This is a genomic window from Desulforhopalus vacuolatus, from assembly GCF_016918505.1.
GTDB lineage: Bacteria > Desulfobacterota > Desulfobulbia > Desulfobulbales > Desulfocapsaceae > Desulforhopalus > Desulforhopalus vacuolatus.
Genome location: NZ_JAFFPZ010000001.1, coordinates 48,461 through 71,863 on the forward strand (window position 1 = coordinate 48,461; position 23,403 = coordinate 71,863).

General features: G+C 53.1%; 13 protein-coding genes. 5 read left to right on the top strand and 8 right to left on the bottom strand.

What is annotated here, in order from left to right; genetic code table 11:
• Positions 1-15: 15 nt before the first annotated feature.
• Complete coding sequence (locus JWG39_RS00245; protein ID WP_205217336.1) at positions 16-2,349, bottom strand: glycosyltransferase family 2 protein; 2,334 nt, start codon at positions 2,347-2,349, stop codon at positions 16-18.
• The gene (gene glgC / locus JWG39_RS00250; RefSeq protein WP_205217337.1) at positions 2,339-3,583 is read right to left on the bottom strand and encodes a glucose-1-phosphate adenylyltransferase; all 1,245 of its coding nucleotides are present in this window, start codon (positions 3,581-3,583) and stop codon (positions 2,339-2,341) included. Before glgC ends, JWG39_RS00245 begins: the two co-directional genes overlap by 11 nt.
• A gap of 457 nt (positions 3,584-4,040) precedes the next feature.
• On the opposite strand from glgC, the gene olsF reads away from it, so the two are divergent.
• The 3 genes from olsF (at position 4,041) to JWG39_RS00265 (ending at position 8,886) form a co-directional block, all read left to right on the top strand.
• Positions 4,041-5,762 carry a bifunctional ornithine lipid synthase OlsF gene (gene olsF, locus JWG39_RS00255; protein ID WP_205217338.1) on the top strand — a complete coding sequence of 574 codons (1,722 nt, stop codon included), beginning with the start codon at positions 4,041-4,043 and terminating at the stop codon, positions 5,760-5,762.
• A 119-nt stretch (positions 5,763-5,881) separates the two neighbouring features.
• Positions 5,882-7,489, top strand: a complete 1,608-nt coding sequence (locus tag JWG39_RS00260; RefSeq protein WP_205217339.1) for a DUF2868 domain-containing protein — start codon at positions 5,882-5,884, stop codon at positions 7,487-7,489.
• A complete protein-coding gene (locus tag JWG39_RS00265; protein ID WP_205217340.1) occupies positions 7,486-8,886 on the top strand; it encodes a GTPase/DUF3482 domain-containing protein in 1,401 nt (466 codons plus the stop codon). The genes JWG39_RS00260 and JWG39_RS00265 overlap by 4 nt, the downstream gene beginning before the upstream one ends.
• A 103-nt stretch (positions 8,887-8,989) precedes the next feature.
• Here the strand turns inward: JWG39_RS00265 and JWG39_RS00270 are convergent, their stop codons facing one another.
• The 3 genes from JWG39_RS00270 to JWG39_RS00280 all read right to left on the bottom strand — a co-directional run bounded on the left by JWG39_RS00270 (position 8,990) and on the right by JWG39_RS00280 (position 14,188).
• Positions 8,990-12,415, bottom strand: coding sequence for a DUF748 domain-containing protein (locus tag JWG39_RS00270; RefSeq protein WP_205217341.1), 3,426 nt, complete (start codon positions 12,413-12,415; stop codon positions 8,990-8,992).
• Positions 12,416-12,527: 112 nt separating this feature from the next.
• Positions 12,528-13,184, bottom strand: a complete 657-nt coding sequence (gene pdxH / locus JWG39_RS00275) for a pyridoxamine 5'-phosphate oxidase (protein WP_205217595.1) — start codon at positions 13,182-13,184, stop codon at positions 12,528-12,530.
• Positions 13,184-14,188: a Tim44 domain-containing protein gene (locus JWG39_RS00280; RefSeq protein ID WP_240191903.1), complete on the bottom strand. Its 1,005-nt coding sequence runs from the start codon at positions 14,186-14,188 to the stop codon at positions 13,184-13,186. Before JWG39_RS00280 ends, pdxH begins: the two co-directional genes overlap by 1 nt.
• A 259-nt stretch (positions 14,189-14,447) precedes the next feature.
• On the opposite strand from JWG39_RS00280, the gene JWG39_RS00285 reads away from it, so the two are divergent.
• Together JWG39_RS00285 and hrpB are read left to right on the top strand one after the other, a co-directional pair.
• A complete protein-coding gene (locus JWG39_RS00285) occupies positions 14,448-16,010 on the top strand; it encodes a B12-binding domain-containing radical SAM protein (protein ID WP_205217342.1) in 1,563 nt (520 codons plus the stop codon).
• Positions 16,007-18,481 (top strand): ATP-dependent helicase HrpB, encoded by a 2,475-nt coding sequence (gene hrpB / locus JWG39_RS00290; protein WP_205217343.1) that lies wholly within the window; start codon positions 16,007-16,009, stop codon positions 18,479-18,481. The genes JWG39_RS00285 and hrpB overlap by 4 nt, the downstream gene beginning before the upstream one ends.
• 782 nt (positions 18,482-19,263) lie before the next feature.
• On the opposite strand, the gene prfB is transcribed toward hrpB, so the two are convergent.
• The 3 genes from prfB to JWG39_RS00305 all read right to left on the bottom strand — a co-directional run bounded on the left by prfB (position 19,264) and on the right by JWG39_RS00305 (position 22,896).
• Positions 19,264-20,380 (bottom strand): peptide chain release factor 2 gene (gene prfB, locus JWG39_RS00295; RefSeq protein ID WP_439099693.1). Its coding sequence is split into 2 segments (ribosomal slippage): positions 19,264-20,308 and positions 20,307-20,380, totalling 1,119 coding nucleotides; the frame shifts between segments, so codons are not numbered across the junction.
• 117 nt (positions 20,381-20,497) lie between these two features.
• Complete coding sequence (lnt, locus tag JWG39_RS00300; protein ID WP_205217344.1) at positions 20,498-22,093, bottom strand: apolipoprotein N-acyltransferase; 1,596 nt, start codon at positions 22,091-22,093, stop codon at positions 20,498-20,500.
• On the bottom strand, positions 22,090-22,896 hold the full coding sequence (locus JWG39_RS00305; RefSeq protein ID WP_240191905.1) for a hemolysin family protein: 807 nt from the start codon (positions 22,894-22,896) through the stop codon (positions 22,090-22,092). The genes lnt and JWG39_RS00305 overlap by 4 nt, the downstream gene beginning before the upstream one ends.
• Positions 22,897-23,403: the final 507 nt, after the last annotated feature.

The following is a 23,403-nucleotide window of genomic DNA, read 5'->3' on the forward strand; positions in this document are numbered from 1 at the left end:
CCGCCCGTATTGTTTTTACTCCCTGAAATCTCCATAAAACCAGTTGTCAAAGACCGCGTCTTCCAGTCCTGCATCACGAAAGATTCCATGATTGGTAAAGGTCTCAAAACCCTGCAGTTCTTTCCGCCATTTCTGTTGAAAAAGAACTTTCTTCTGCATTCTTTTCCGCAGTGTACTCTGTTTTCTTTCAGTTTTTTCCCGCAGTACAATTTTCGCATCAGGCATATAGAGACAAGCAAACCCCTCTCCGTGCAGCCGCATGCCAAGATCCGCAAAGGCCACAACAGGCCACTCCTCTCTGTCAGAAAATTCCCCCGCCCTGATAAAGCAGTCCGCCCGCACCATCAGCAGTTCCGGTACGGGCAGGAACATATCCTGCGGGAAATGGCCATTTATATGCAGGGGATGACTCTGCAAAAAATTGATAAAGGCCTCTATCGAAGAATCCTTAAGAGCAGGAAGCAGCATCGATTCGGGCTGTCCCTCCACCAAACAGCGCCCACAGACTGCGGCGACATTGTCATTGTAAAAGGATCCCAGCAATCTTTCGATCCAGTCAGAGGAGAGTGAGAGAAAAGGTAACGTAACAAAAGCCAGATACTCCGCACACTCCTCTCGTCGAGAGAGCACGGCATGCTGTATGGCATCGATCCAGCCACTGTTATCCGGAACTACAAAGAGGGTTGCTGTACTCCCGGAGAAGAAATCTTCTGCTGCCACAGCAACCTGCTGCGGTACGACAAGAATCAGCTCATTGTCACCCCGACTCTCTTCGAGCAGCCGGGCAGCCTTGACAACCTCCTCTGTACCTTCGGGGAAAAAGGCGAAAAGCTGCACCTTCCCGCTAGGACGGCCGGTAATGCGGTAGTAGAAGTTATGATCTCCATACTCTGCCTCACCGACGATACCGCGTCGCTGCAGGGCATCTGCCAGAGCTGCTCTGCCCGCCTCGCCAGCATAATTTTTCTCACTGTGGTTGATGGAGGTAGAGCTGTCGGAAGCACGCCAGTGGTAGAGAATCTCTGGAATGTGATACGGCGTACTCAGTTCGCTGAGCTTAAGCATCAGATCATAATCCTGAGCACCATCAAATCGGCTGTCGAGACCACCCGCCTGCTCAAAAAGCTGCCGGGACACTGCTACGGGATGAACAATGTAATTATGGCAAAGAAGCAGACGCGGATTGTAATCAGGTTTACGGAAGATGGAAAAACGCGAGGCATCATCTCCGATAAGATCCTCATCGCTGTAGATGAAATCTGCCCTGCTTTCTCCAATGGCGATCGCTATTTTGAGGAGTGCATCCGGACTCAGTTCATCATCGTTGTCGAGAAAAAGGAGCCATTCACCGGTGGCAGACAACTCGGCAGCGTTGGTAGCTGCAGAGATTCCGCCATTTTCCTCGCAGAAATGCACCCTGATGCGAGAGTCTTCTGCGGCAAAGTTCTCCAGCAGACAATGCACCTCAGAATCACCACTGCCATCATCCACGATGCAAAGCTCCCAGTCCGGGTATGCCTGATAGAGTACCGAACGGATACAGTTGTTCAAATAGTGCAGATTGGGTTTGAATACCGGCACAAGAACGGAAATCTGCGGCCGTCGCTCAAGGCGGCGAACCTGCCGGTCGGTTACCACACCGTCATGTACTCCATGGCTGAGATAGTGGAGCAGCCCCTGCGGGTAAAATTCCTGCTCAAAGTGAGGTGAAGGGGCGGCCGAGATCCGCTCGGTCGCGAGACAGCAAATATAGTGGGAGATCGGATCTTCCTGCGCCCGCTGACGCTGTTCCTGCGACAATCCGGCAAGGTAAAACTGCGGATCAAACACGGGGATCGGAGACTTTCCCTCCCTGGAGCCGTGGAGTTTATAATGCTCCAGCAGCGTTTCAGCAACTCTGGCGAGAAACGGCGTTTTGTCGAGATAGTACTCCTCGTCGAACCAGGGGCCTGGCGATTCATCCGCTGTCAGTGTTGCCCCTTTAAGGGCAAAAGGTCCGGGAACAAGTCCAGCCTCTTTTCCCTTGAGCAGATAGTGCACCAGCGGATTTTCTTCCAGTCCGTCTGGAAAGTAACGCAGCAGATACCAGGCTGTATCGAATGCGGGAGTCGGCGAGGGCAGGAGTGTCCACCCCTTCTCCCGTAATTCATAACTGCGCAAAAAGTCATCTCCACTCATACGGGCAAACTTCCGTAATAACTTCGACCACGCCAGCGTTGCCGGGGCACCGTTACTCCGGGAAAGGAAAGCTGGTATATAAATGCCCGCACGATGGATAATTCGACAGTTCCGGCTGGTAAGCAGAGTAAGAACCTTTGCTGCTCCCGGTCGCAGATTCTTAAAGTGCATTGTTCCCTCCAGGCCGCCAGCCATCGGGAAGCTCGACTCCACGTGGAATAACAATGATCCCGTCGTGGATCGAATAAAGGTCGTAATCCCCCTCTTCCAGTCCCCTGGGAGAAATGATCACGCCATTTCCTATACGGCAGTTTTTATCAATAATGGCGTTTTCGATACGGCAGTTCCGGCCTACACCGGGAGGAATAGCATTCCCGAAGAAATCCTCTTCAAAGTAATCACCCCCGAGCAGGACCGAATTGCTGATCTTTGCCCCCCCCCGCACCACAATCCGCAGCCCGATCACCGAATTTTTAATCTCCGCGTTGTATACCTGACAGCCCTCCGAAAGAATTACCCTGTCCAGAGTGGAGTTGATCACCTTCGCCGGAGGAAGAAACCGCGGACGGGTAAAAATGCGGTTGTCATTGACATAAAAAGAGAAGGGAGGATTCTCCTGGCAGAGCTCAAGATTGGTGCGCCAGAAAGAGCGAATCGTACCAATATCTTTCCAGTAATCGTTAAAAATATAGCTGCAGACACGGTGCGTATCCAGGGCATTCGGAATAATATCGCGCCCGAAGTCATTGTGAATCTCATCAAGCAACAGCTCTTTCAACGCCTCAAAGTTAAAGACATAAATTCCCATACTGGCAAGAAACTTCTGCGGATCATCCGGAGAGGCAAACTCACTGGTGAGCTCTTCCGGAGCAGGCTTTTCTATAAAGCGGTCAATAACGCTGTCCGTCCGGGCATGGAGAATACCAAAACCTGTGGCGTCCTCCGCTGCCACCGGAGTAGTACAAACTGTGACATCCGCCGCACTGTAAATATGACTGCGGAGAAGAGTGCGGAAATCCATACGGAAAAGGTTATCCCCGGCGAGGATGATGACATACTCGGGCTTTGAACGAAGAAAATGCACCATGGTCTGACGTACGGCATCCGCCGTTCCCTGGAACCAGTCACCGGACTCCGGGGTCTGTTCCGCCGCAAGCAGGTGAACAAATCCCTCGGAGAACTGGTCAAACTGATAGGTTGCCTGAACGTGTCTGTGCAGGGAGGCACTGTTATACTGGGTAAGGAGAAAAATACGAAAAATTTTACTGTTGATGCAGTTGCTGATGGGGATATCCACGAGGCGATATTTCCCGGCGAGGGGCACAGCCGGTTTGGCCCGGTTACGGGTCAACGGCTTCAGTCGACTCCCGGTTCCTCCTCCCAATATTACTGCAAGGACATTCATATTCAGCTCGTCATAATAAGGTTGTCCAGCTGTTGGTGACGTCTCCCCTTCGAGGGGTACCAGTCTTCATTTTTCAAAAAATATCCCGTTTCCAGCAGGAACGCAAGAAGAGCAGAAAGTATTTCCCCCTCCGGCTAAAATCTTTCGTCAGGAAAAGCATTTTCGTTTATCACAGAACTGCATGATAACTCTCCTGAAAATTATCTTTACTCGAAGAGTGTTGCATACTATTTTAGTAATTTCTCAAAAACTCGTAAAAAATAGCTTTTTTAAATCAAACAGGGAACTGCTGTTGTTATCTTTACTTTTCGCGTTCTTCGCGTCCTTCGCGGTAAAATTCCTTGTCTTTTTCCATATTTTTTTGAGAAGTTACCTGTTTTTAAAGAGAAAATATCCGAGTGGAACAGTGCACACGTGTGAGAACCTCTCCCGAGAATGACATCACTGATGGGTACCTATGTTTACTGTTGACGAGATACTTGAACGGCACTACCCGGCCCTGAAAAAAAAGCCCCTGCTCTCATCGGTTCTCCGTCCTCTGTTACGTCATATTCTCCGCGAGAAGGTGTTTACCTCTTTCGCCCGTGACTTTCCCTGGTTGCAGGGCATCGAATTTGTAGAGGGCGTACTTGACTACTTCGATTTCAGTTATTCTGTGGATAACCGTCAACGGGAGAATATCCCCGCCTCAGGCAAAGTGGTCATCATTGCCAACCATCCCATCGGTTCTCTGGATGGCCTCGCTCTGCTGCAGTTTATTTTTGAAATTCGTACCGATGTGAAGATTGTCGCCAATAACATGCTGATGGCCCTGCACCCGTTACGTCCCATGCTGCTGCCTGTCGACAACATGCATGGCAAAAGCCGTAAAGAAGCACTGCAGAATATATCTGACCATCTTAACAACAACCACGCAGTAATTTTTTTCCCCGCAGGTGAAGTTTCCCGGCTGCAAATCCGGGGTATTATTGACAGCCACTGGCACAGCGGTTTCCTCAAGTTTGCCACCCAAACTCACAGTCCCATCCTGCCGATTCATATTGCCGGCCATAACTCAGCCCTTTTCTATGCCACGTCTGTAATCGCAAAACCCCTCTCCACCCTGATGCTGGCGGGTGAGATGATCAAACAGCGCAACAAGCGGATCAAACTGACCATTGGCGCCATTATCTCAGACAAGACACTCTCCTCTTTCGACCTGCCCCGTGCTGAGGTATGCGAACTGCTGCGCAAACACCTCTATCGCATTGGTCGCAACGCTAAAGGAATCCTGAAGACAGAGAATGCTGTGGCGAGGGGAGAAAGAAAAGCGGAAATAAAGGATGCCATCGGCGACAGTGAAATGCTTGGGTGTACTCCAGATGGGAAAAAGGTCTATCTTTTCCAGCCGAATGGGCCTTCCCCGCTGATGCGGGAGGTGGGACGCCTGCGGGAGGAGACCTTTCGCGCGATAGGTGAAGGAACCGGAATGCGCCGAGATATCGATAAATTTGATCAGTACTACCAGCACATCATCCTCTGGGATGAAAATGACCTTGAAATTGCCGGGGCCTATCGTTTTGCCAACGCGGCGGAGGTACGCCGGGAGCGGGGAATCAAGGAACTCTACAGCGCCACTCTCTTCAAATATGAGGAGAAACACTCCTGGTTTCTTGATTCGGGGGTGGAACTCGGCCGCAGTTTTGTGCAGCAGCGCTACTGGGGAAAACGCAGCCTCGACTACCTCTGGTATGGTATCGGTGCCTGGCTGCGTAAAAACCGGCAGGCACGCTATCTCTTTGGTACGGTGAGCATTTCCAACTCCATGCCGGTGCTGGCCCGCGACCTGATGGTTTATTTCTATTGCCTTTATTTTAAAGATTCGGCGGAAGAACGCTGCTCAAGAACCCCCTTCCGCTACAAAGCCGATATGGCCATACTGGAGAAGGAATTTATCGGCGGCAACTACCGTGCCGACTTCACCCGTCTCAAGGCTCTGCTTGCCAATCTCGGCACCGCCGTTCCACCACTTTACAAGCAGTACACCGAACTGTGCGACCCTGGCGGGGCACTTTTTCTCGACTTCAACGTTGATCCTGATTTCGGGAACTGCGTTGACGGTCTCGTGATCATTGATACTGAGCACATTAAAAAGAAAAAGAAAAAACGCTATATTGAGGATTCAACCTTCCTGCAATAATTTCTGCAACCAACTTCCCTTACAGCTCCAGACAGCAATCTTTGCCGGAAACCGAAAAAGAAGATCCCAGAAATCCTTTTTCGAGGTTCCCTCCACCATTATTCTGTTATAGTGCGCCCATGAAAAATCAATTAAAACTGTCCGACATCATAAATTTGGAATACCTCTTTCATGAAGACAGGGAGAAAGCCCCTGCCGCTCTGCACAAGAGAGATCGCGAGATCTGCCTTGCCCTCGAAAAGGAGCAGACGAAGGTTTTTTCCCTTTCACAGACGGCGAAACTCTCCGGCTGGATTCAGGCCCGGATACAACAGGAATTTCCCGCTGCCGACAGCCGCAACCCTGGTGAAATCTTTGACGACACAGTACGCTTTGCCTCCCTCGCAGTAATTATACTGGGTGTTCTCTTCGGGGCACTGGCCGGACTTGCCTTTTTTTCCTATACGGGCAAAACACCGGTAAACGTCTTTCAGTTCCTGCTCCTTTTCATCGGTACCCAGCTGCTGCTGATTCTACTGCGGTTCTCCTCTTCTCTGCTGCGCAGGCTACTTCCACAGTTCCGTCTGCCCGGGTTTTACAGTCTGCTGCTGGAGCGCAGTTTCAGCACCTGCAGCAGCTGGCTGCGCCGGGGCTGGCTATCACGCATGAGCGCCGGGCGTCAGAACAGTATCAATCAGGCCTTCGCCCTCGCCCGGGTGAAGAGTGGACGCTATGGCCACCTCTTCTATTGGCTTTTTTTCTGTCTCACCCAACTTTTCGGCTTCACCTTCAATATTGTTCTGCTCACCGTCACCCTGATCAAGATTACCACCAGCGACCTCGCCTTCGGCTGGCAGTCCACCATCCAGTTCAGTGATACAGCAGTCCATGCTATTGTGCAGACCCTTGCCCTGCCCTGGTCCTGGCTGCTCGGCAGCAACGCTGCTCCGGGCCTTGAGGCAATTGCCGGCAGCCGCATCATCCTCAAAGATAATATCTACCACCTCGTCACCGCTGACCTCACTTCGTGGTGGCCGTTCCTCGTAATGTGCCTCCTCGTTTATGGCGTACTCACCCGTTTCGCCTTTCTCTTCTTCGGCAAGTGGCGGAACAATACTGCACTGGCCCATCTGCCGATCAACAGCCCCCAATGCAAAAGTCTTCTCCGCCGTATGGGAACCCCGCTGGTCACCACGCAGGCCCCGGCAGAAGCCCTGCGCGAAACGGTTTCCGGGAGAGAAACAAAACCAGATACCGGAACATCTCCCATATTCCATGCACCTGTGACTGTTGAACATGAGACACCGTCGAGATATCTCAGCGAGCAACTGGTGCTTGTCGGCATTGACCTCTACGAACAGCTCTCCAGCCCGCAAGACGAGATTACCGCCACATTAACCGAATCGGGGTTTACCCCACTCGCCGTCCTGCCCTGCCAGAGTGGCTGGGAGGAGGATCAGCAGCTTTTGGAGCGCATCAAAAAGGAATGGTTGGAGAAAGAGGGCATCGTCATCATTCTTGAAGGATGGATGGTGCCGCTGGTTGATTTTCTCAGCTATCTGGGAGAAATTCGTGCGGCCATCCCTGGCGATATGGTTATCTCCATCGCTCTTGTCGGCCGTCGCAGCGGGACCCTGTTCACACCGGTAACCCGCCGTGACTTCACCATCTGGAAACAAAAAGTGGAAGCGCTTGCCGATCCTTATCTCCATCTTTTTCCCCTTATTGCACAGGAGAACGACGCATGATTCCTGAATTTGCCATTATGGGCCACCCCAACGAGGGGAAGTCCTCTGTTCTCTCCACTCTCGCTGAGGACGATTCAGTACGCATCAGTGACACCCCCGGTGAGACCCGCGAATGCCGCACGTTTCCGGTAGTGATAGACAGCCGCGAAGTGCTGCGTTTTACCGATACTCCCGGCTTTCAGAACCCCGGCCGGGTGCTGGTGGAACTGCGCAGGATGGTCGAGACCGAGAGCGATCCGCTGGCAGCCTTCCGCACCTTTGCGCAGGAGATTCCCGAACTGCACGATGACCGGGAACTCCTCGCACCGGTCTCTGCGGGAGCAGGCATAATCTATGTGGTGGACGGTTCACGGCCGGTCCGGCGGGTTGATCGTACCGAGATGGAAATTCTGCGCCTCACCGGTAAACCACGCATGGCGATCATCAACTGCAAGGATGGCGTCACTGAATATCTTGAGGGGTGGAAGCTGGAGTTTCGGAAAAATTTCAACTCCAGCCGTATCTTTAATGCCCACCGCGCTTCCTGGGCAGAGCGTATCTCTTTACTTGAGGCACTGAAATCCATTGACCAGGACTGGCAGCCTGCCCTGGGCGAAGTGGTAAAAGCCTTCCGCCGGGACTGGGCAGAACGGAACGAACAGTCGGCTGCCATTATTGTCGAGCTGCTCAGTACCTGCCTGCGTCTGGAAGTGAGTGGAAAAATTCTGGAAGAGAACCGGCTGGAGTCAACCCGGAAGAAACTGCTGGAAAAATATGGCAGAAAGCTCACGGCCGAAGAACATCTGGCCCAATCCAGACTTCGCGCCCTCTACAAACATAACATCTTCAACTACCAGCTCCCTCCCCATTCCCTGCTGCACAGCGATATTCTTGATGAACGGAACTGGGAATTGCTCGGCCTGAGTAAATCACAACTGATGCTTACCGGTGCTCTTGGCGGAGCAGCAGCCGGTCTGGGGCTCGACGCCATGACTCTTGGCTCAAGCTTTGGTCTCTTTGCCACCGTCGGCGGGCTTCTCGGCGGTATCGGGGCAATATGGGGCAGTGAAAACCTTGCAGGCCAAAAGAAAATTCTTGGCATTCCTCTGCCCTCTCTCGCCAGTGAACAACTGCAGATCGGCCCGGTAAAAGAGATAAACCTGCTTTTCATTCTGCTCAACCGCGCCCTGCTCTACTACCGTCATATCATCAACTGGGCACACGGCCGCCGCGACTATGAGAAGATGCAGGAGAATGGTGCTGATGAAAATTTCACGAGGGACTGGGGAAAGGAGCGCATGAGTGTCTGCCGCGATTTTTTCGCGGCTCATGGCGGATCAGAACAAAAATTGAAAGACGCGGAGGAAAAAATGCGCAGACTGTTAGTAAAGGCGTTGACTGAGATTGGTGATCAGTGAGGCGGGAACCGGACCACTGGTTTGTCCGACAATCCGATTGAAGAACATTCCCTCTTATGGGAAGAGGGAATGTGAACGAAATACAAGGTTTTTCAAGATCCCCTTATTTCTGAATAATCACCAGCGGCAGCATCTTCTTCTCTGTCTTTACCGCAGTGGTACAAAGCAGCAGACGATCCGGAGCAACAGCAAATTTTTTGCTGAGATACGCCTGCACATTGCGGGCACGAATCTGGCCAAGCCTGTCAAGCCGTACGACATCTCCAGCAGGTACGGGGATGGTTTCTCCCGGAGCCGCGTCAATATCCACGCTGCTCATGTACTCCCATGACGCCACGTACGGGCAGAGTTGCCAGTCCCCCTCTCCCTTCTGGATCTTCTTCCCGACCTTGTCCAGCTCGACCATCTGTTCCGGCACAATATTCTTTGTACCCTTCAAAAAGATCACGGGAGTATCCCCCTCTTTCAACATCTCCTCACCGAGTTTCATCCCCGCATAGGCCAGTGCCCCGTAGGGTCCGAGGGCGTAGATAGCGTAGCCGGAAAGTGCCGGAACAACCGCCTTGCTCAACGAGGTGACAACGATGTCGGTGAGACCGATATTAAGATTATCGAGTGCCCCTTTCAGCGGAATATCAAGGTCGATATTGCCATCCTTGTTCTTCAGCACCGACAAAACCATGGACAGCGGTATCGGCAGTTGATTATCCAGCTTTGCTGCAAGCTCTTTGGAGATCAATTTGGTCTCCAGATTAATCAACAGCACATTGTTGTCCATTTTCAGGTAATTCCCCTCCAGATTGACGGAGGTTTTAACCTGCAGCTGGCCGCTCGCCAGCCCGGTACCCACAGACTGTATGGTATAAGCAGTGACGTTCTGCAGCGGAAAATTTTTCAGACTGAGAACCAGGTCAGCTGCGGGATCACGTAAAAATGGCGAGATGGAACCTTTCACACTGAGCGGAGCGCGCCGCTCCAGCATTCCGTTGAAAAGAAGCGGCGTTTTGGCACCCGGATTTCTCGAATCAAGCGCGCCAATGGTGAACTTTTTGATGCTGAGATCATTCTTGAAAATGGCGGGAAGAGTGTAGTCTGAAAAATTAACCCCGCTGTTCCCGCTGATTGACATCTCTCCCAGGAAAATGGGAAAAGGCAGGTCAAGCGGTGTACCCTTCTCTACTTTTTCCCGTTTTTTCTCCTTCGCCACCTTCTCAACCGGTTTCACAAGAGTATCTTTTTCTCCGTCACCTGCACGCATGGCGTCAAGCCGCTCGGAGATATTAATCCTGCCCTCTTTATCTCGCACTATGGTCGTGAGCAGATTCCTGAAATCGAGTTTCTCTCCAGAAAAACCACCTTTGCCCATCCACTTAATGCCGGTAAGACGGGCCTCTCCAAGGCTCAGCCCGGGCTTCTCATCACTTCCTTTCTCCCCATCAAGAAAAACCAGCTTGTTGAACGAAAGACGCTCCACCGAGGCGGTACCATCGAGAGCTGCCTGCAAACCGCTGAAGGTAATATCACGCAGGTTGAGCAGTTCGGCATTGTTGTTGACAGCTCTTATTTTCGGACTCTTGACAGCCAGCTCCTGCAGAGAAAAATTTTCCAGGTCATCGGTGCCAAAGCTGTTGAGACTGAGAGATGGCACGATAACCTGCAGGGGAAAGTCACCCTCTACCGTAGTCACCAGTCCCTCGGCGCTAAGCTGTGCGGCCTTGAGCTTTGTGCCGCCCTGCCCCTCAAAATCCTTGAGTTTCAGGCTTCCCAGGAGAATCATGGGCTCCTGCGCTCCATCCATCAGCAGGGTAAATCCTCCCGCGTCAAGAGAACTGGTGCTCTTAATGTCTATCTTTTCACCAAGACGCAGCCCGGTTTTACTCTGCACTCTAAGGTTTTTCTCGCTGATCTTCATTCCCGCCGAAGCGAGGTTCACATCAATGGTCTCACCGGTAAGGACTCCGTCGATACCAATACGGCTGCCACCTTCCGGCATGCCGAAGCTGAAGGTTCCATCCCATCCCAGCCCCTGCAGGGCGACCGCGATCTCTTCACTCTCTTTTCCAAAGGTGAAATCAAGAGGCTTCAGAGTAAGCACACCGGTGGTATCCACCACGTTGGCCTCACCGTCACGCTGCCCCTGATAGCCAATTTTTCCCTTCCAGTTAAAATTCTCCTCGGCAACATACATGGAGCTTTCCGGCATGGTGTAGTTGAGCACGGCGAGATTCAACTCCCCGTCGAGACTGACGAGGTTCTGCCTGGCAAGGTCGTAGCCAATTTTCCCCTTCCACACGAACTCATTGGCGGTGGATTGCAGGATGGGTATATGGAAATTTATTCCGGCAATGGTAAGAAGACCACTGTAGTCAACAACAACACCGTCACCGATGGTTACGCTGGTCATGCCATCAAGCTTGACGAGTTTTTCGCTGGTGGTCAAGTCAGCGCCGGGAACACCGAGATCATAACCGTCGGCAGTGAGAATACCGTCGGTCTGCACCAGCATTGGTGCCTTTTGCGGCATGGAAAAGGCAACCTTTCCATGGTAATTGAGATTGTCGGCAGAGGTGCGGAAGGATTCAGAGCCGACGTCCGCCTTCTTCACATTAATATCACCATCATATTTGACGTCGATGACGCCTTCTTTCATCGTAAAATCAACCACTCCCATAAGTGCCGCTATTCCACCGAAAGAGGGCAGAGCATCCTTGAGAAGAGTGTCCAGCTCATCAAGATCGAAGGCACTCACATCCACCTGACCGGCAACCTTGAGTTCAGGCATTACCCGCAACGCAGAGAGGTTCAGAGCAATCGGTTTCCCATTGACACTTCCTTTCAATGTCAAAGTCCCGGGTGCGGCACCTTCACGGGTGGAAAAATTGTTGAGAACAAGGCTGTCCACCTGCACTTCAAGGTCAAGCAGCGGAGAGATATAGTGCACCCTGCAGTTCGTAAGGGTGACATTGCTGGCGAGAAAAGCCCAGAGAGGACTCTCCTCTTCCGGCTCCGTCACCGTTACCGGAGGGGCCTGTGGCTCGTCCGCCTTTGGCAGATTCACGGTGCCGATTTTAACGCTGCCATCGGGGCCCTCCACCACAAAGAGATTGAGATCGGTGTAGGTGGCGCGGGTCAGGGATATATCTTTTTTGAAGAGCGCAGGCAGGCTCATCTTGAGATCAAGATCGGCCTGACTCATCAGTTTTTTGTTCCCCTGCTTAAGATCAACCCCATTCAGCCACACCCGACCGGCAAAAGGGTTCCAGCCGAGCTTGTCTATGTGGGCGCTGTCTGCACCATTCTGCAACAGCCAGTCGGTGAGGTAATATTTTGCGCCAAGTGGCAGCACAAAGACAAAAAGAAGCACAAAAATCCCCGCAAGCATTCCAACAACGGAGTACCAGCGGCGATACCAGCGTTTCTTCCGAGTCACTTCCTGCGACAGGGTTTCTCTTTCGTCAAACTGCCCTTTGTCCTTTTCAGCCCCATCAGTACTGACACCTGCAATGTTATTTTCTTTATTTTCCGGCATGGTCCGTATCGGTTGAGGTTTTCAAAAGGGGACCTTAAATAATTTTGTGTTTCGTTCATATTCAAGGTTCCCCAAAGCCCTTCCTGCCCCTTGTTCACTGAGCCTGAGCCGATCAGGGTGCCAGCCGCACCGGCGGCTGCCACAGGCCCTCTTTTTTCACATACTGGAAACGGTCATGCAGGCGGCTTGAACCGCCCTGCCAGAACTCTATCTCCTGCGGTTCCACGCGAAAACCACCCCAAAAACTCGGAATGGGTACTTTGCCCTCGCCGATCTTCCGCTTCATCTCATCAAGTTTCTGCAGCAGTGCCTGCCGTGAAGTCAACGGCTTGCTCTGACTTGACACCCAGGCCGACATCTGGCTCTCTTTTGGACGGCTGAGGATATATTTTGTTGACTCTGCCACCCCCACCTTCGTCGCCCGCCCGCAGACACGCACCTGGCGCTCCATCTCAAGCCAGACAAAGATGAGAGAGGTCTGCGGGTTTCCGGCAATTTCCCGGGCCTTGCGGCTTCCGTAGTTGGTGTAAAAGACAAAACCACGCGTATCATAAAATTTAAGCAGCACCGTTCGCTGACTCGGCATGCCGTTCTCCCCTACCGTGGCAACCACCACTGCCGTAGGGTCAGGCATACTCACCGCATCGTTGCGCGACAGCTCCAGTGCCTGTGCAAACCAGTGAGAGAACTGCTGCATGGGGTCGGCCACAAGATCTTTGCGGGACAGCCCGTCTTTGACATAATCTCTGCGATACTCTCCCAGATCCATTACTGAAGCCCCTCCAGTTTCCACCCTTCAGTTCCTGTCGAACGCGCCCAGCTCCACTCTTCTTCAAATTTCACTGGCGTGTTCATATCGCCGTCCACAAGTTTGCCGTTGCTATCGCTGACATTATAATCCAGCAGGTTGGCGATAAAACGAACGGTGATAAAATCTTCCCGGCCATCACTGCCTGCCGCCACAATCTCAACGCTGCGAATAGCGATGGATTCCAGTTTATTGATAATTCCCTTCTCCCGCATCTCGGCAAAATGCTTCTCATACTCTGCCGCGAGCTGATCACCGAGCAGATGACGATAACTTGACAGATCCCGCCGCATCCAGCCCGCCTGTACCTGAAAGAAGACATCTGAGGCAACCTCTTTAAAGTGGTCCTCGTCAAAATTACGGTCGTACTGACGAATCTGTGCCAGTCCTTCTGTCACCTCCATCGGAGTCTCGGCAAGGGGCTGCTGTTCTGTCTCTGTCTCTGTCCCCGCGCCAGCGGCTGAACCGAGACCGGCCCCAATGCCGGAACCGATATCCGGGGTAACACTCCCACCGGTGTTCTCCCGGTTCACAGGTTTCTGCTGATTTCCCGAGTTCTGCCCCGGAAACTTCCACTGCCCGCTGCTCTTGGAACTTCCACCGTCCTGAGAACTTTTATAGCGTCTCCACAGGAACCAGGCACCCCCAGCGAGCAGCAGAGGAAGCAGTAATCCCATCCCCTGCCCGCCCGAACCGAGAAGGGAACCGAAAAGCATTCCGCCGAGGGCTCCTCCCAGCAGGCCGCCCATCAGACCGCGGCTGAAACCGCCACTCTGATTCTGCATGCGGTTATTAGAAGCGGGGGCCTGTTTCTGTGCGGGACGCGTCATCTTAAAGCTCTTGCCGCCCATCTTCGAACGCGCCTCAGCGTATTGAGGAGTAACTGCGGTGACTGTGACTCCCACTACAGTGTAAACGCAGAGAAGAGACATAATAAGACTCAAAGTAAGGAAAAAACGTTTCATAATCGTTTTATGCTCCTTTTTTGTTAAGGTTTTGTTGAGTTTCCGGTGCAGTTTTTCATACGGAAAAAAAGGAACCTTGAATTACGGGTAGACTTTCTCCTTTTCAAGGGTGCAAAAAAGTTTCACACACTATAGTCTGTACTGTCAGATTTGCTACACCACAAAGATAATAATATCGATTTCTCCGCGCTGCGACTCTACATTACCCTGCCGCGCCTCCTGCCATTTTCTCCCAACAGATGATTTTTTCATATTTGACATGACTACTCTTCTTCTCATCGCCCCGCCTCATTTCAAGGCCTGTGAACCTCCCGCCTCCCTCGCCTTTCTCTCTGGTGCACTGCGGGCAGGGGGCGTGGAATGTGTGACGGCCGATCTCAACCTGGAAGGACAGCTCCGTCTGCTGCAACAGGCGAAGAACCTGTCCCTGGAGGGGAAATGGCAACAACGGGCGGTAAAAAACTGCAACCGTAACCTCAAGGCACTGCGCATGCCGCGCAGCCGACAACTCTACGGCAACAATGACCGCTATCGCCGTTGTGTCATCGATATAAACAAAGTGCTGGAAATGGCGGCAGCCGAAACGGGAGCAAAAGCCAGTCTGGCCGATTTTCAGATTCCCGGCCGTTCTCCGCTCGCTTCCGAAGATCTCCTGCAGGCAACCAGAGAGCCGCAAAGCAATCCGTGGTTTTCTTTCTTTTCTCATCGTCTGCGCGAACTGCTCTGCGAGAACCGCGCAGACTGGCTGGGGATCTCGCTCAATTTCCTCAGCGAGGCACTCACGACCTTTGCCATTATCGGCTGGATGCGGCAGGAATTCCCCGAAGTGAAGCTGGTGGTCGGCGGCGGATTGGTCACCACCTGGATGAGCCACCCGAACTGGAGCAGCCGGGGGAGTCGTCTGGCCACTCTCGCCTGCTTCATCGCCGGTCCCGGAGAAGAGGCTCTGACCACCCTGCTCGGCGGCACACCGATCGCCGATGCGCCTCCGGATTACAGAGAGCTTGCCGGTCCGTATTTTTCACCCGGATTTGTCCTCCCCTGGACCGCCTCACGCGGCTGCTTCTGGCGGAGATGCACCTTTTGTCCGGAGACCGCCGAGAGGAACACCTTTCTCCTCAGTCCACCCCGGAAAAACATTCTTCAGCTGGAAAAGCAGTGCGAACGGCACTCTCCGGCCCTGATTCATTTTCTTGATAACGCCATCACCCCCGCAATGATGCGAGAGCTGACAAAATGGCGAATGCCTCCATGGTACGGATTTGCCCGTTTTGACGGCCTCCTCACGAACGAGAAGTTCTGTCGTAAACTGGCCGCATCCGGCTGCGTGATGCTCAAGCTGGGACTGGAATCCGGAGACCCTGCGGTACTGGCCGCCATGAACAAAGGGACGGCCCTGCCCCTCGTGGAACGGGCGCTGGCCAGCCTGAAGAACGCTGGCATTGCCACCTACATCTATCTTCTCTTCGGCACCCCTGCAGAGGAACGCGATGCGGCCCTGCGCACACGGGATTTCGTCGCCGCCCATGCGCAGGAAATCGACTTCCTCAATCTCGCCATCTTCAACATGCCGCGACTCTCCGAAGAGGCACGCGGTGGCATTACGACCATGGACTTCAGCGATGACGACCTCTCCATCTATACTGACTTCGTCCACCCTCTCGACTGGCACCGCAGCAAGATTCGCCGTTTCCTTGACAGTGATTTTCGCCGGACTCCGGAGATAGCAGCTGTTCTGCGCCGTGATCCGCCCTTTTTTACCTCCAACCACGCAGCCTTTCTCCTCCCAGCCACTATACAGTATGCGGAGCGACAGAGATGAACATGTCGGAACTGCCTGTCAACGCCATCCTGCCGGAGCTGAGACAGCTCCTTGCGGAGAACCATGCCGTCATCCTCGAAGCAGAGACAGGTGCGGGAAAATCAACCCGCATTCCCCTTGCCCTGCTCAATGAGAAGTGGCGGGCGGGCAGGAAGATCATCATGCTTGAGCCGCGTCGTCTCGCCGCCCGCTCGGTAGCCGCCTTCATGGCGCGGCTGCTTGGTGAACAACCGGGACAGCGGGTGGGTTGGCAGATCCGCAACGACTATCGGCCGGGGAGTGTCATTGAGGTGGTCACTGAGGGGATTCTTACCCGCCGCCTGCAGAGTGACCCCGAATTACAGGATGCGGCACTGATCATCTTTGACGAATTCCACGAACGTTCCATCCACGCCGACCTTGCCCTCGCCCTCTGCCGCGAGGTACAGACTGCTCTGCGCCCCGATCTGAAACTGCTGGTGATGTCTGCCACCCTTGAGAGCAAACCGCTCTGTGAGATGCTGGAGACATCAGCCTGTCTGCAGGTGCAGGGACGCCTTTTTCCGGTAGAAACCCGGCATCTGCCGCGTCCCGTCACGGGGAATATTACGGTGGCAACCGCCCGCGCGGTTCACCGCGCCCTTGATGAAAAAAACGGCGATATTCTGGTTTTTCTCCCCGGCGTTGGAGAGATTCGCCGCACGCAGGAGATTCTGCAGGCAGAGCTGTCACAGACACTGGTAACGGCTCTCTATGGCGGTCTCAGCTTCTCCGCTCAACAGCAGGCGCTGGCACCCGCACCTGCTGGACGCAGCAAGGTGGTACTGGCGACCAACATAGCCGAGACCAGTCTCACCATCGAAGGTGTCGGCTGCGTGGTTGATTCCGGCCTTGTACGCAAGGCTCTCTTTGATCCTGCTACCGGAATGACCCGCCTCGTCACCCGCAGGATTTCCAGGAGTTCGGCTGAGCAGCGAAAGGGCCGGGCGGGAAGACTGCGGCCGGGCATCTGCTTCCGCCTGTGGAGTGAAGGGGAAGAAACAGCCATGAAGGAGCAGGAGGATGAGGAGATTCGCACCACCGACCTCTCCCGCCTGGTCCTTGAACTGGCAGCCTGGGGAGTAACGGAGCGGGATGGCCTGCCATGGCTGACGCCGCCACCTGAAGGCAATTTTCGCCAGTCACAGAACGTTCTCACCCGACTCGGTTTTCTCGATGCCCGCGGTATCACACCTCTCGGCCGCAGGGCCGTTGAACTGGGTGTATCCCCTCCTCTTGCCGCACTGCTGCTGAGGGGCAACTCCACAGACGCCATCTGGCTGACCGCCCTGCTCGGGGAGCGTGACATTTTCCGGCGGGATTCCGGTGCGGACCTCACACGGCGACTTGAGGCCCTGACAGCTTTTCGCAGGGACAGCCAGCGGGCCACACGCTCCTATCCCCTGTTGCGTCAGGCAGCGGAGCAGGTGATAAAAAGCGGAAAAACGCTGAAGAGAAAAAGTGCTGACGGGCAGGGGGATAATTCCCCTGCCACCCTGCTGGCCTTTGCCTGGCCGGAGAGGGTGGCACACAAAAGAGGGGAAACGCGCAATGGCCGCGCCGAGTTTCTCCTCGCCGGAGGTGGAAGCTGCTTTCTGCCGCTGGAAGACCCTCTCTCCCGTGCCGAATGGCTGGTGGTGGCCGACCTTGATGGCGAACGCAGCGGCGGGCGCATCTATCTCGCCGCAGAATACAGCCGTAAAGAGCTGGAGATACAGTTTGCAGGGGAACTGGAGGAGACCATCCTCTGTAACTATCTCCGTGGGAAGCAGCGGCTGGAGGTGGAGAAGGTGCAGAGTTTCGGCAGCATTGTGCTGGAACAGCGGCGCATCGCCCACCCGGAGTCGAAGCAGATAGAAGCGGCACTGCTTGAGGCGGTACGAGTGGAACGTCTCACCATCCTGCCATGGACGAAAAAGCTCAGCCACTGGCTGGATCGCGCCCGCTGGCTGGCCGCCCAGGGAGAAGACTGGCCAGACGTGAGTGAAGAGAATCTGCTCTCCGGGCTCGACCACTGGCTGGCACCCTTTCTCGCCGGGCTGACAAGTATTGGCAGGCTGGCAGAGATCAACCTTCGCTGCGCACTGCAGTCCCTCTTTACACCGCAGCAGCTCAACGACATAAAGCGCGAGGCCCCGACTAACTTCACCACTCCTTCCGGACGTACTCTGCCCATCCTCTATCGCAAAGATCAGGGACCGGTGGTGAGCGTCAGACTGCAGGAGATGTTTGGCCAGATCGACTCCCCGCATCTTGCATGGAAGCGGATTCCCCTGGTCTTTGAACTGCTCAGCCCGGCCGGACGTCCCATCCAGACCACCGCCGACCTCGCCGGCTTCTGGGTCACGTCCTATAAAGAGGTTGCCCGGGAAATGCGCGGTCGCTATCCCAGACATCGCTGGCCGGAAGAGCCATTACAAGAGAAACCGGGCAGGTCTCTGAAGCGCAAATGATACCATTTACATTTTGTATTGACCAGAGAGCGCGACTGCGTGGACATCTTTTTTTGTGATTACGAATAAATAAACAGGATGTAAAGAGAGCATAATACCATTCCTATTAAGTTATACCCCGTTTTGTCTGCTGTTTATCCATTCATGGTTACAAACGACAAAAGGAACCACGAATGGACACGAATAAACACGAATTATTACTGAAAAAACCATAAGAGAATGCCCTTGTGGTTGAATTCGGTCTGTTATTTGCTTTGAGGTAATTGATGTATGAGAGCGTAAAACGCTCACCCCCGACTTGCGGATGACTACCAAAGTTGATTAATAATCCTGGTGAACCGTACGGCTTAACTTCGGATACAAACGTTTTCGTTTAATGCGTGGTCCCTGTTCGTGAAAATTCGTGTCCATTCGTGGTTACAAACTGCAAAAGGAACTACGAATGGACTCGGATAAACACGAATTATTACTCATTCGTCATCGCCAAAAAAAGATGTCTACGCAGTTGCGTTCTCCGGTCAATACAAAATGGAAATGGTCTAATCATGCGAAAAAGGGCATTTTTTATAAAAGCGTAACTTCTTAAAGTTTTTCGCTGTTCCGTCTTTTGCTTTTCCCCGTCTCCTTTCTCCTGTCTCCCATCCCCCTGCCTTTGAATTCGCCAATAGAAAGTGAAAATGGCATTTAGCGAGGTTATAACTTAAGAGGAATGGTATAAGAAAAGGGTTCCAACGAAGTACTCCGTTGGAACCCTTTTTATTGTCACTGTGAAGGTCGACGCGTCAGCGCTTCATGCTCATCATCAAATAGGCCTTGATGAAGGCGTCGAGATTGCCATCGAGGACCGCATCAATGTTGCCGGTTTCGTAGTTGGTACGCAGATCCTTGATCATGCGGTAGGGCTGCATGACGTAGGAACGAATCTGACTGCCCCACGAGATACCCATCTTATCCCCGGCGAGACTTTCGTGCTCTGCTGCCTGTTTCTGCCGCTCCACTTCATAAAGCCGGGAAGCAAGCATCTTCATCGCAGTATCCTTGTTGTGATGCTGGCTGCGCTCGTTCTGACACTGCACCACAATTCCTGTAGGAATATGGGTAAGACGAATGGCGGAACTGGTTTTATTAACGTGCTGACCGCCCGCGCCGCTGGACCGATAAGTATCAACGCGCAGATCCTTGTCATCAATCTCCACGTTGATAGAATCGTCAAGTTCCGGCATTACCATCACCGAGGCGAACGAGGTGTGACGACGGCCGCTGGAGTCAAACGGAGAAATACGCACCAGACGGTGGATCCCGATCTCCGAGCGGAGGTAACCGTAGGCAAAGCGACCGGTGAACATGACACTCACCGATTTAACTCCGGCCTCATCCCCTGCCTGGTAGTCAAGGATACTGGTCTTGCATCCATGACGCTCACCCCAGCGAAGATACATGCGCAGAAGAATATCGGTCCAGTCTTGAGCCTCCGTACCACCGGCACCGGCATGGATTTCAATAATGGCGTTGGAGCGATCGTGCTCGCCGGAGAACATGCATTCCAGCTCGGCGAGAGCAAGGCTCTCTTCAATCTCTTCAATCTTGTCGGCAATCTCCTGTTCCAGCTCGACGTCCTTCTCCTCAATAACCATCTCAAGGAAAAGATCAGTATCCTCATACTCTTTCCAGCGGGCGTCAAATCCGTTGACAGTGTCCTGAAGCTGTCCCAGTTCCTTCTGAACCTCCTGCGCCACATCCGTTTTTTCCCAAAAACCGGGGGCGAGAGTCTGCTGTTCAAGCTCTTCAATGCGAAATCTCAGATTAGAGACGTCAAAGATGCTCCTTCAGGCCGAGCAGGCGACCTTTGATATTGTCAAGTTTCTGTTGCGAAACTGCGGTACCGATTTCAACAGCCATAAGAGTTCTCCTTCTTCATACGGGGAGTAGAGCCAGCCATTGCCGACCGGTCTCCGGTAAATCCTGCAGCCGGACACTCTGTCCGACGAACGCGTTGATTTATCATTATTTTACAGATTATACAACCCTTTTGCACACTGCGGAAGCAGCAGACAGCACAATCGACACCAGAAAACAAAGTGGGCCGAAAAGCCAGCCGAATAGCACATAGGGAGTACAGCCGCTCATCAGCGGGGCGAGAACCGTCTCCGCCGCAGGCACAAAAAGATCACTGCGCTGTTGCACCCGTCCGTCGGGCAGGATCAGCCCGGAGTAGCCGGTATTGGCCGCGCGGACGATGGCACGGCGGGTCTCAACGGCACGCATGATGGTCATGGCGAGGCTGTGCTTCGGTGCGCTGCTTCTGCCATACCAGGCGTCATTGGTTATGTTGACCAGCAGATTCGCACCCGCGTTTACCCACTCGCGACTCAGCTCTGGAAAAACCGATTCATAACAGATTAGCACTCCGGCATGTAGAGACGTATGCGCCCCGGGAACGTCGTCTGTGTGAGCGAGGGGAATCTCCAGGGGCGTATGGATGGTGCCAGGGGTAAAATTTCCTCCGGACTCCACCAGTGGTGCGAGAAAGGGCAATACCTTCTGCAGAGGTACATATTCGCCAAAAGGAACCAGGTGAGATTTAAAGTAGAGGGCATCCAGTTGTCCCTGCGGGGTAAGCAACAGAGCGGCATTGTAAAAATTCAGCAGCTTTTTCTGTCGGTCAATGACCGTAAACCAGGGCACCCCCGTGAGCAACGGGGTCTCACTGGTACGAACAAAGTTGACGAGGTTCTCTGTAAGATCACTGACGCCGGGATAGAATGGCATGGCCGTCTCCGGCCAGACGAAAAGATCTGGTTGTTCACTGCCGTGAAGCAGACTGCGGGAGAGCGTCAGGTAGTTGTGAACCGTCTCCTTTTGAGCCTCGGGACTCCACTTGTCCTTTTGTGAGACGTTCCCCTGGATTATGCCCACCCGTACCTCGCCGGCGGGCTCTCCCGAAGGAAGAAGCGAGGCAAGTGCATAGAGCATAATGCCCGCGACAAGAAACAGTGACACTGAATGTCCGCATTTTATATAACGGGACAAAAGCAGCCAGACACCCGTATTGATGAAAACCAGCATTGCCGTGACGCCGTGGTGTCCGAGCAGTGCTGCCGGCTGAATGAGAAACGGTTCTGAAGCAAGATAGCAACCAAAATCCATCCAGGGAAATCCTGTAAAAACCCACCCTCGAAGCCAGTCCAGTCCCACCCAGCAGGCAGGCAGAAAGAGGAGCAGGAGGACAGCGGGAAACCGGGAGGCGACCTGGCGTACTGCAAGGCAGAAGAAGGCGGGATAAAGAGCCATATAAACAGAAAGGAGCAACAGAGCAAGCACCGAAACGGGCAGCGGCAGGCCACCATACTGGCTGATGACATTGACAATCCAGTGAAGCAGAAAAACAAAGAGCACCACCCCGAAGGCGAGCCCCGCGAGGAACACGTTCTTTACCGACAGCGGTTGAAAAGCCGCCTGCTCAAGAAAAAAAAAGAGCGGAACAAGAGCAAAAAAAGAGAGAGGCCAGAAACCGACATCACCTGGGGCTGCAAGCCAGAGCAGAAGGGTGGAGAGCAGCGGGAGGAGAGAGATCCCGCAGCCCGGTCGACGTTCCTCATTCCACACCATCATGACTGTTGCTCCGGCTGATACAGATTTGGATCAACCCTCGAAACACGGATTCGTTCAATATGGCGCATAGAGGCCTTTTCCACCCGCAGTTTCAAGCCGGAGACCTCCACCTCGTCATTTTTCTCCGCAAGGCGACCGAGCGTCTGCACGACCAGTCCACCAATAGATTCATAGGGCCCCTCAGGAAAATCCACGTTGAAATACTCTTCAATTTTCTCCACGTCCACCCAGCCGTGGACACGGACACAGCCGTCTGTGAGAACCTCAAACGTAACCTCTTCGTCAGTGACATCGTCATACTCATCATCAATCTCACCGACAATTTCTTCGAGGATATCCTCCATGGTCACAAGACCGCGCACTGAACCAAACTCGTCGGAAACAATGCTGATATGCAATTTTGTCCGCTGAAATTCACGCAGGATCTCGACAATAGGCCGCTCTTCCGCGCAGATGTTCACCGGCCGGAGAAACTCCTCGAGATTTGACTCTTTCTCTTCAAGTCCGGCACAGAGACGCAACAGATCCTTGACGTGGATGATGCCAATCATGTTGTCAATATTCTCGCGGTACACCGGAATGCGGGTAAACCCGCTGTCAATGGCCAGGGTAATCAGATCAGAAACAGGGGAGGATATCTCACAGGCAACAATCTCTGCAGCGGGAGTCATCACCTCGGAGGCGGTAGTGTCGTGGAATTCAAGGAGGGAATTAATCATTTTCTCCTCAAGTGAGGAGATGAGCCCATGCTCCTCTCCCTCCTCAAGAATATCCTGAATTTCCTGATCAAGATCTTCCCTCATCCCCTTTTTACGAAAAAGGATGAAGTTTAGAATTCTCTGAAGCAGGCTCAAGGAAAAGGATTTCGTACAGATCTCCTTCTCCTCAGGTTCAGAGGGGTCACTATCTTCGGTTTTATCAGAGGGGGCTGCATCATCCATAGGTATAGAATTTTCCAAAGAAAACAGGGTTTAAAAAGGTAGCAGGAAAGGACATTTAATTCTCCGACACACCAGCAATTCACGGCCAAAAAAATTTTACCCTTCAAAAAAAACAGAGGGTTTTTTCATTCTTACATATTATCACCTTCAGGAATTTTCATCCGGCAGAGAATTGTAGTGCATGGCAGCTGAGTTGAGCTAACATATACTGCTAACTTACTAATATATCGATAATTAGAAATTAAAAAGAGTATCGCTTCACCAGCCAGGGACTATAGCTCATACTCTGCCAGACTCAAAAGAAAGACATCATTGTTATGAAGTGGATCAGCCAACGACTGCTTATCCAAATTTTTCTGTAATTTATCC

Excerpts from the sequence above, each read along its gene's own strand:
- JWG39_RS00270 (WP_205217341.1), bottom strand. The coding sequence starts at position 12,415 with ATGCCGGAAAATAAAGAAAATAACATTGCAGGTGTCAGTACTGATGGG.
- lnt (WP_205217344.1), bottom strand. The coding sequence starts at position 22,093 with ATGATGGTGTGGAATGAGGAACGTCGACCGGGCTGCGGGATCTCTCTC.
- JWG39_RS00265 (WP_205217340.1), top strand. The coding sequence starts at position 7,486 with ATGATTCCTGAATTTGCCATTATGGGCCACCCCAACGAGGGGAAGTCC.
- hrpB (WP_205217343.1), top strand. The coding sequence starts at position 16,007 with ATGAACATGTCGGAACTGCCTGTCAACGCCATCCTGCCGGAGCTGAGA.
- JWG39_RS00280 (WP_240191903.1), bottom strand. The coding sequence starts at position 14,188 with ATGAAACGTTTTTTCCTTACTTTGAGTCTTATTATGTCTCTTCTCTGC.
- JWG39_RS00245 (WP_205217336.1), bottom strand. The coding sequence starts at position 2,349 with ATGCACTTTAAGAATCTGCGACCGGGAGCAGCAAAGGTTCTTACTCTG.
- JWG39_RS00260 (WP_205217339.1), top strand. The coding sequence starts at position 5,882 with ATGAAAAATCAATTAAAACTGTCCGACATCATAAATTTGGAATACCTC.
- olsF (WP_205217338.1), top strand. The coding sequence starts at position 4,041 with ATGTTTACTGTTGACGAGATACTTGAACGGCACTACCCGGCCCTGAAA.
- glgC (WP_205217337.1), bottom strand. The coding sequence starts at position 3,583 with ATGAATGTCCTTGCAGTAATATTGGGAGGAGGAACCGGGAGTCGACTG.
- pdxH (WP_205217595.1), bottom strand. The coding sequence starts at position 13,184 with ATGGATCTGGGAGAGTATCGCAGAGATTATGTCAAAGACGGGCTGTCC.
- JWG39_RS00285 (WP_205217342.1), top strand. The coding sequence starts at position 14,448 with ATGACTACTCTTCTTCTCATCGCCCCGCCTCATTTCAAGGCCTGTGAA.
- JWG39_RS00305 (WP_240191905.1), bottom strand. The coding sequence starts at position 22,896 with ATGAGGGAAGATCTTGATCAGGAAATTCAGGATATTCTTGAGGAGGGA.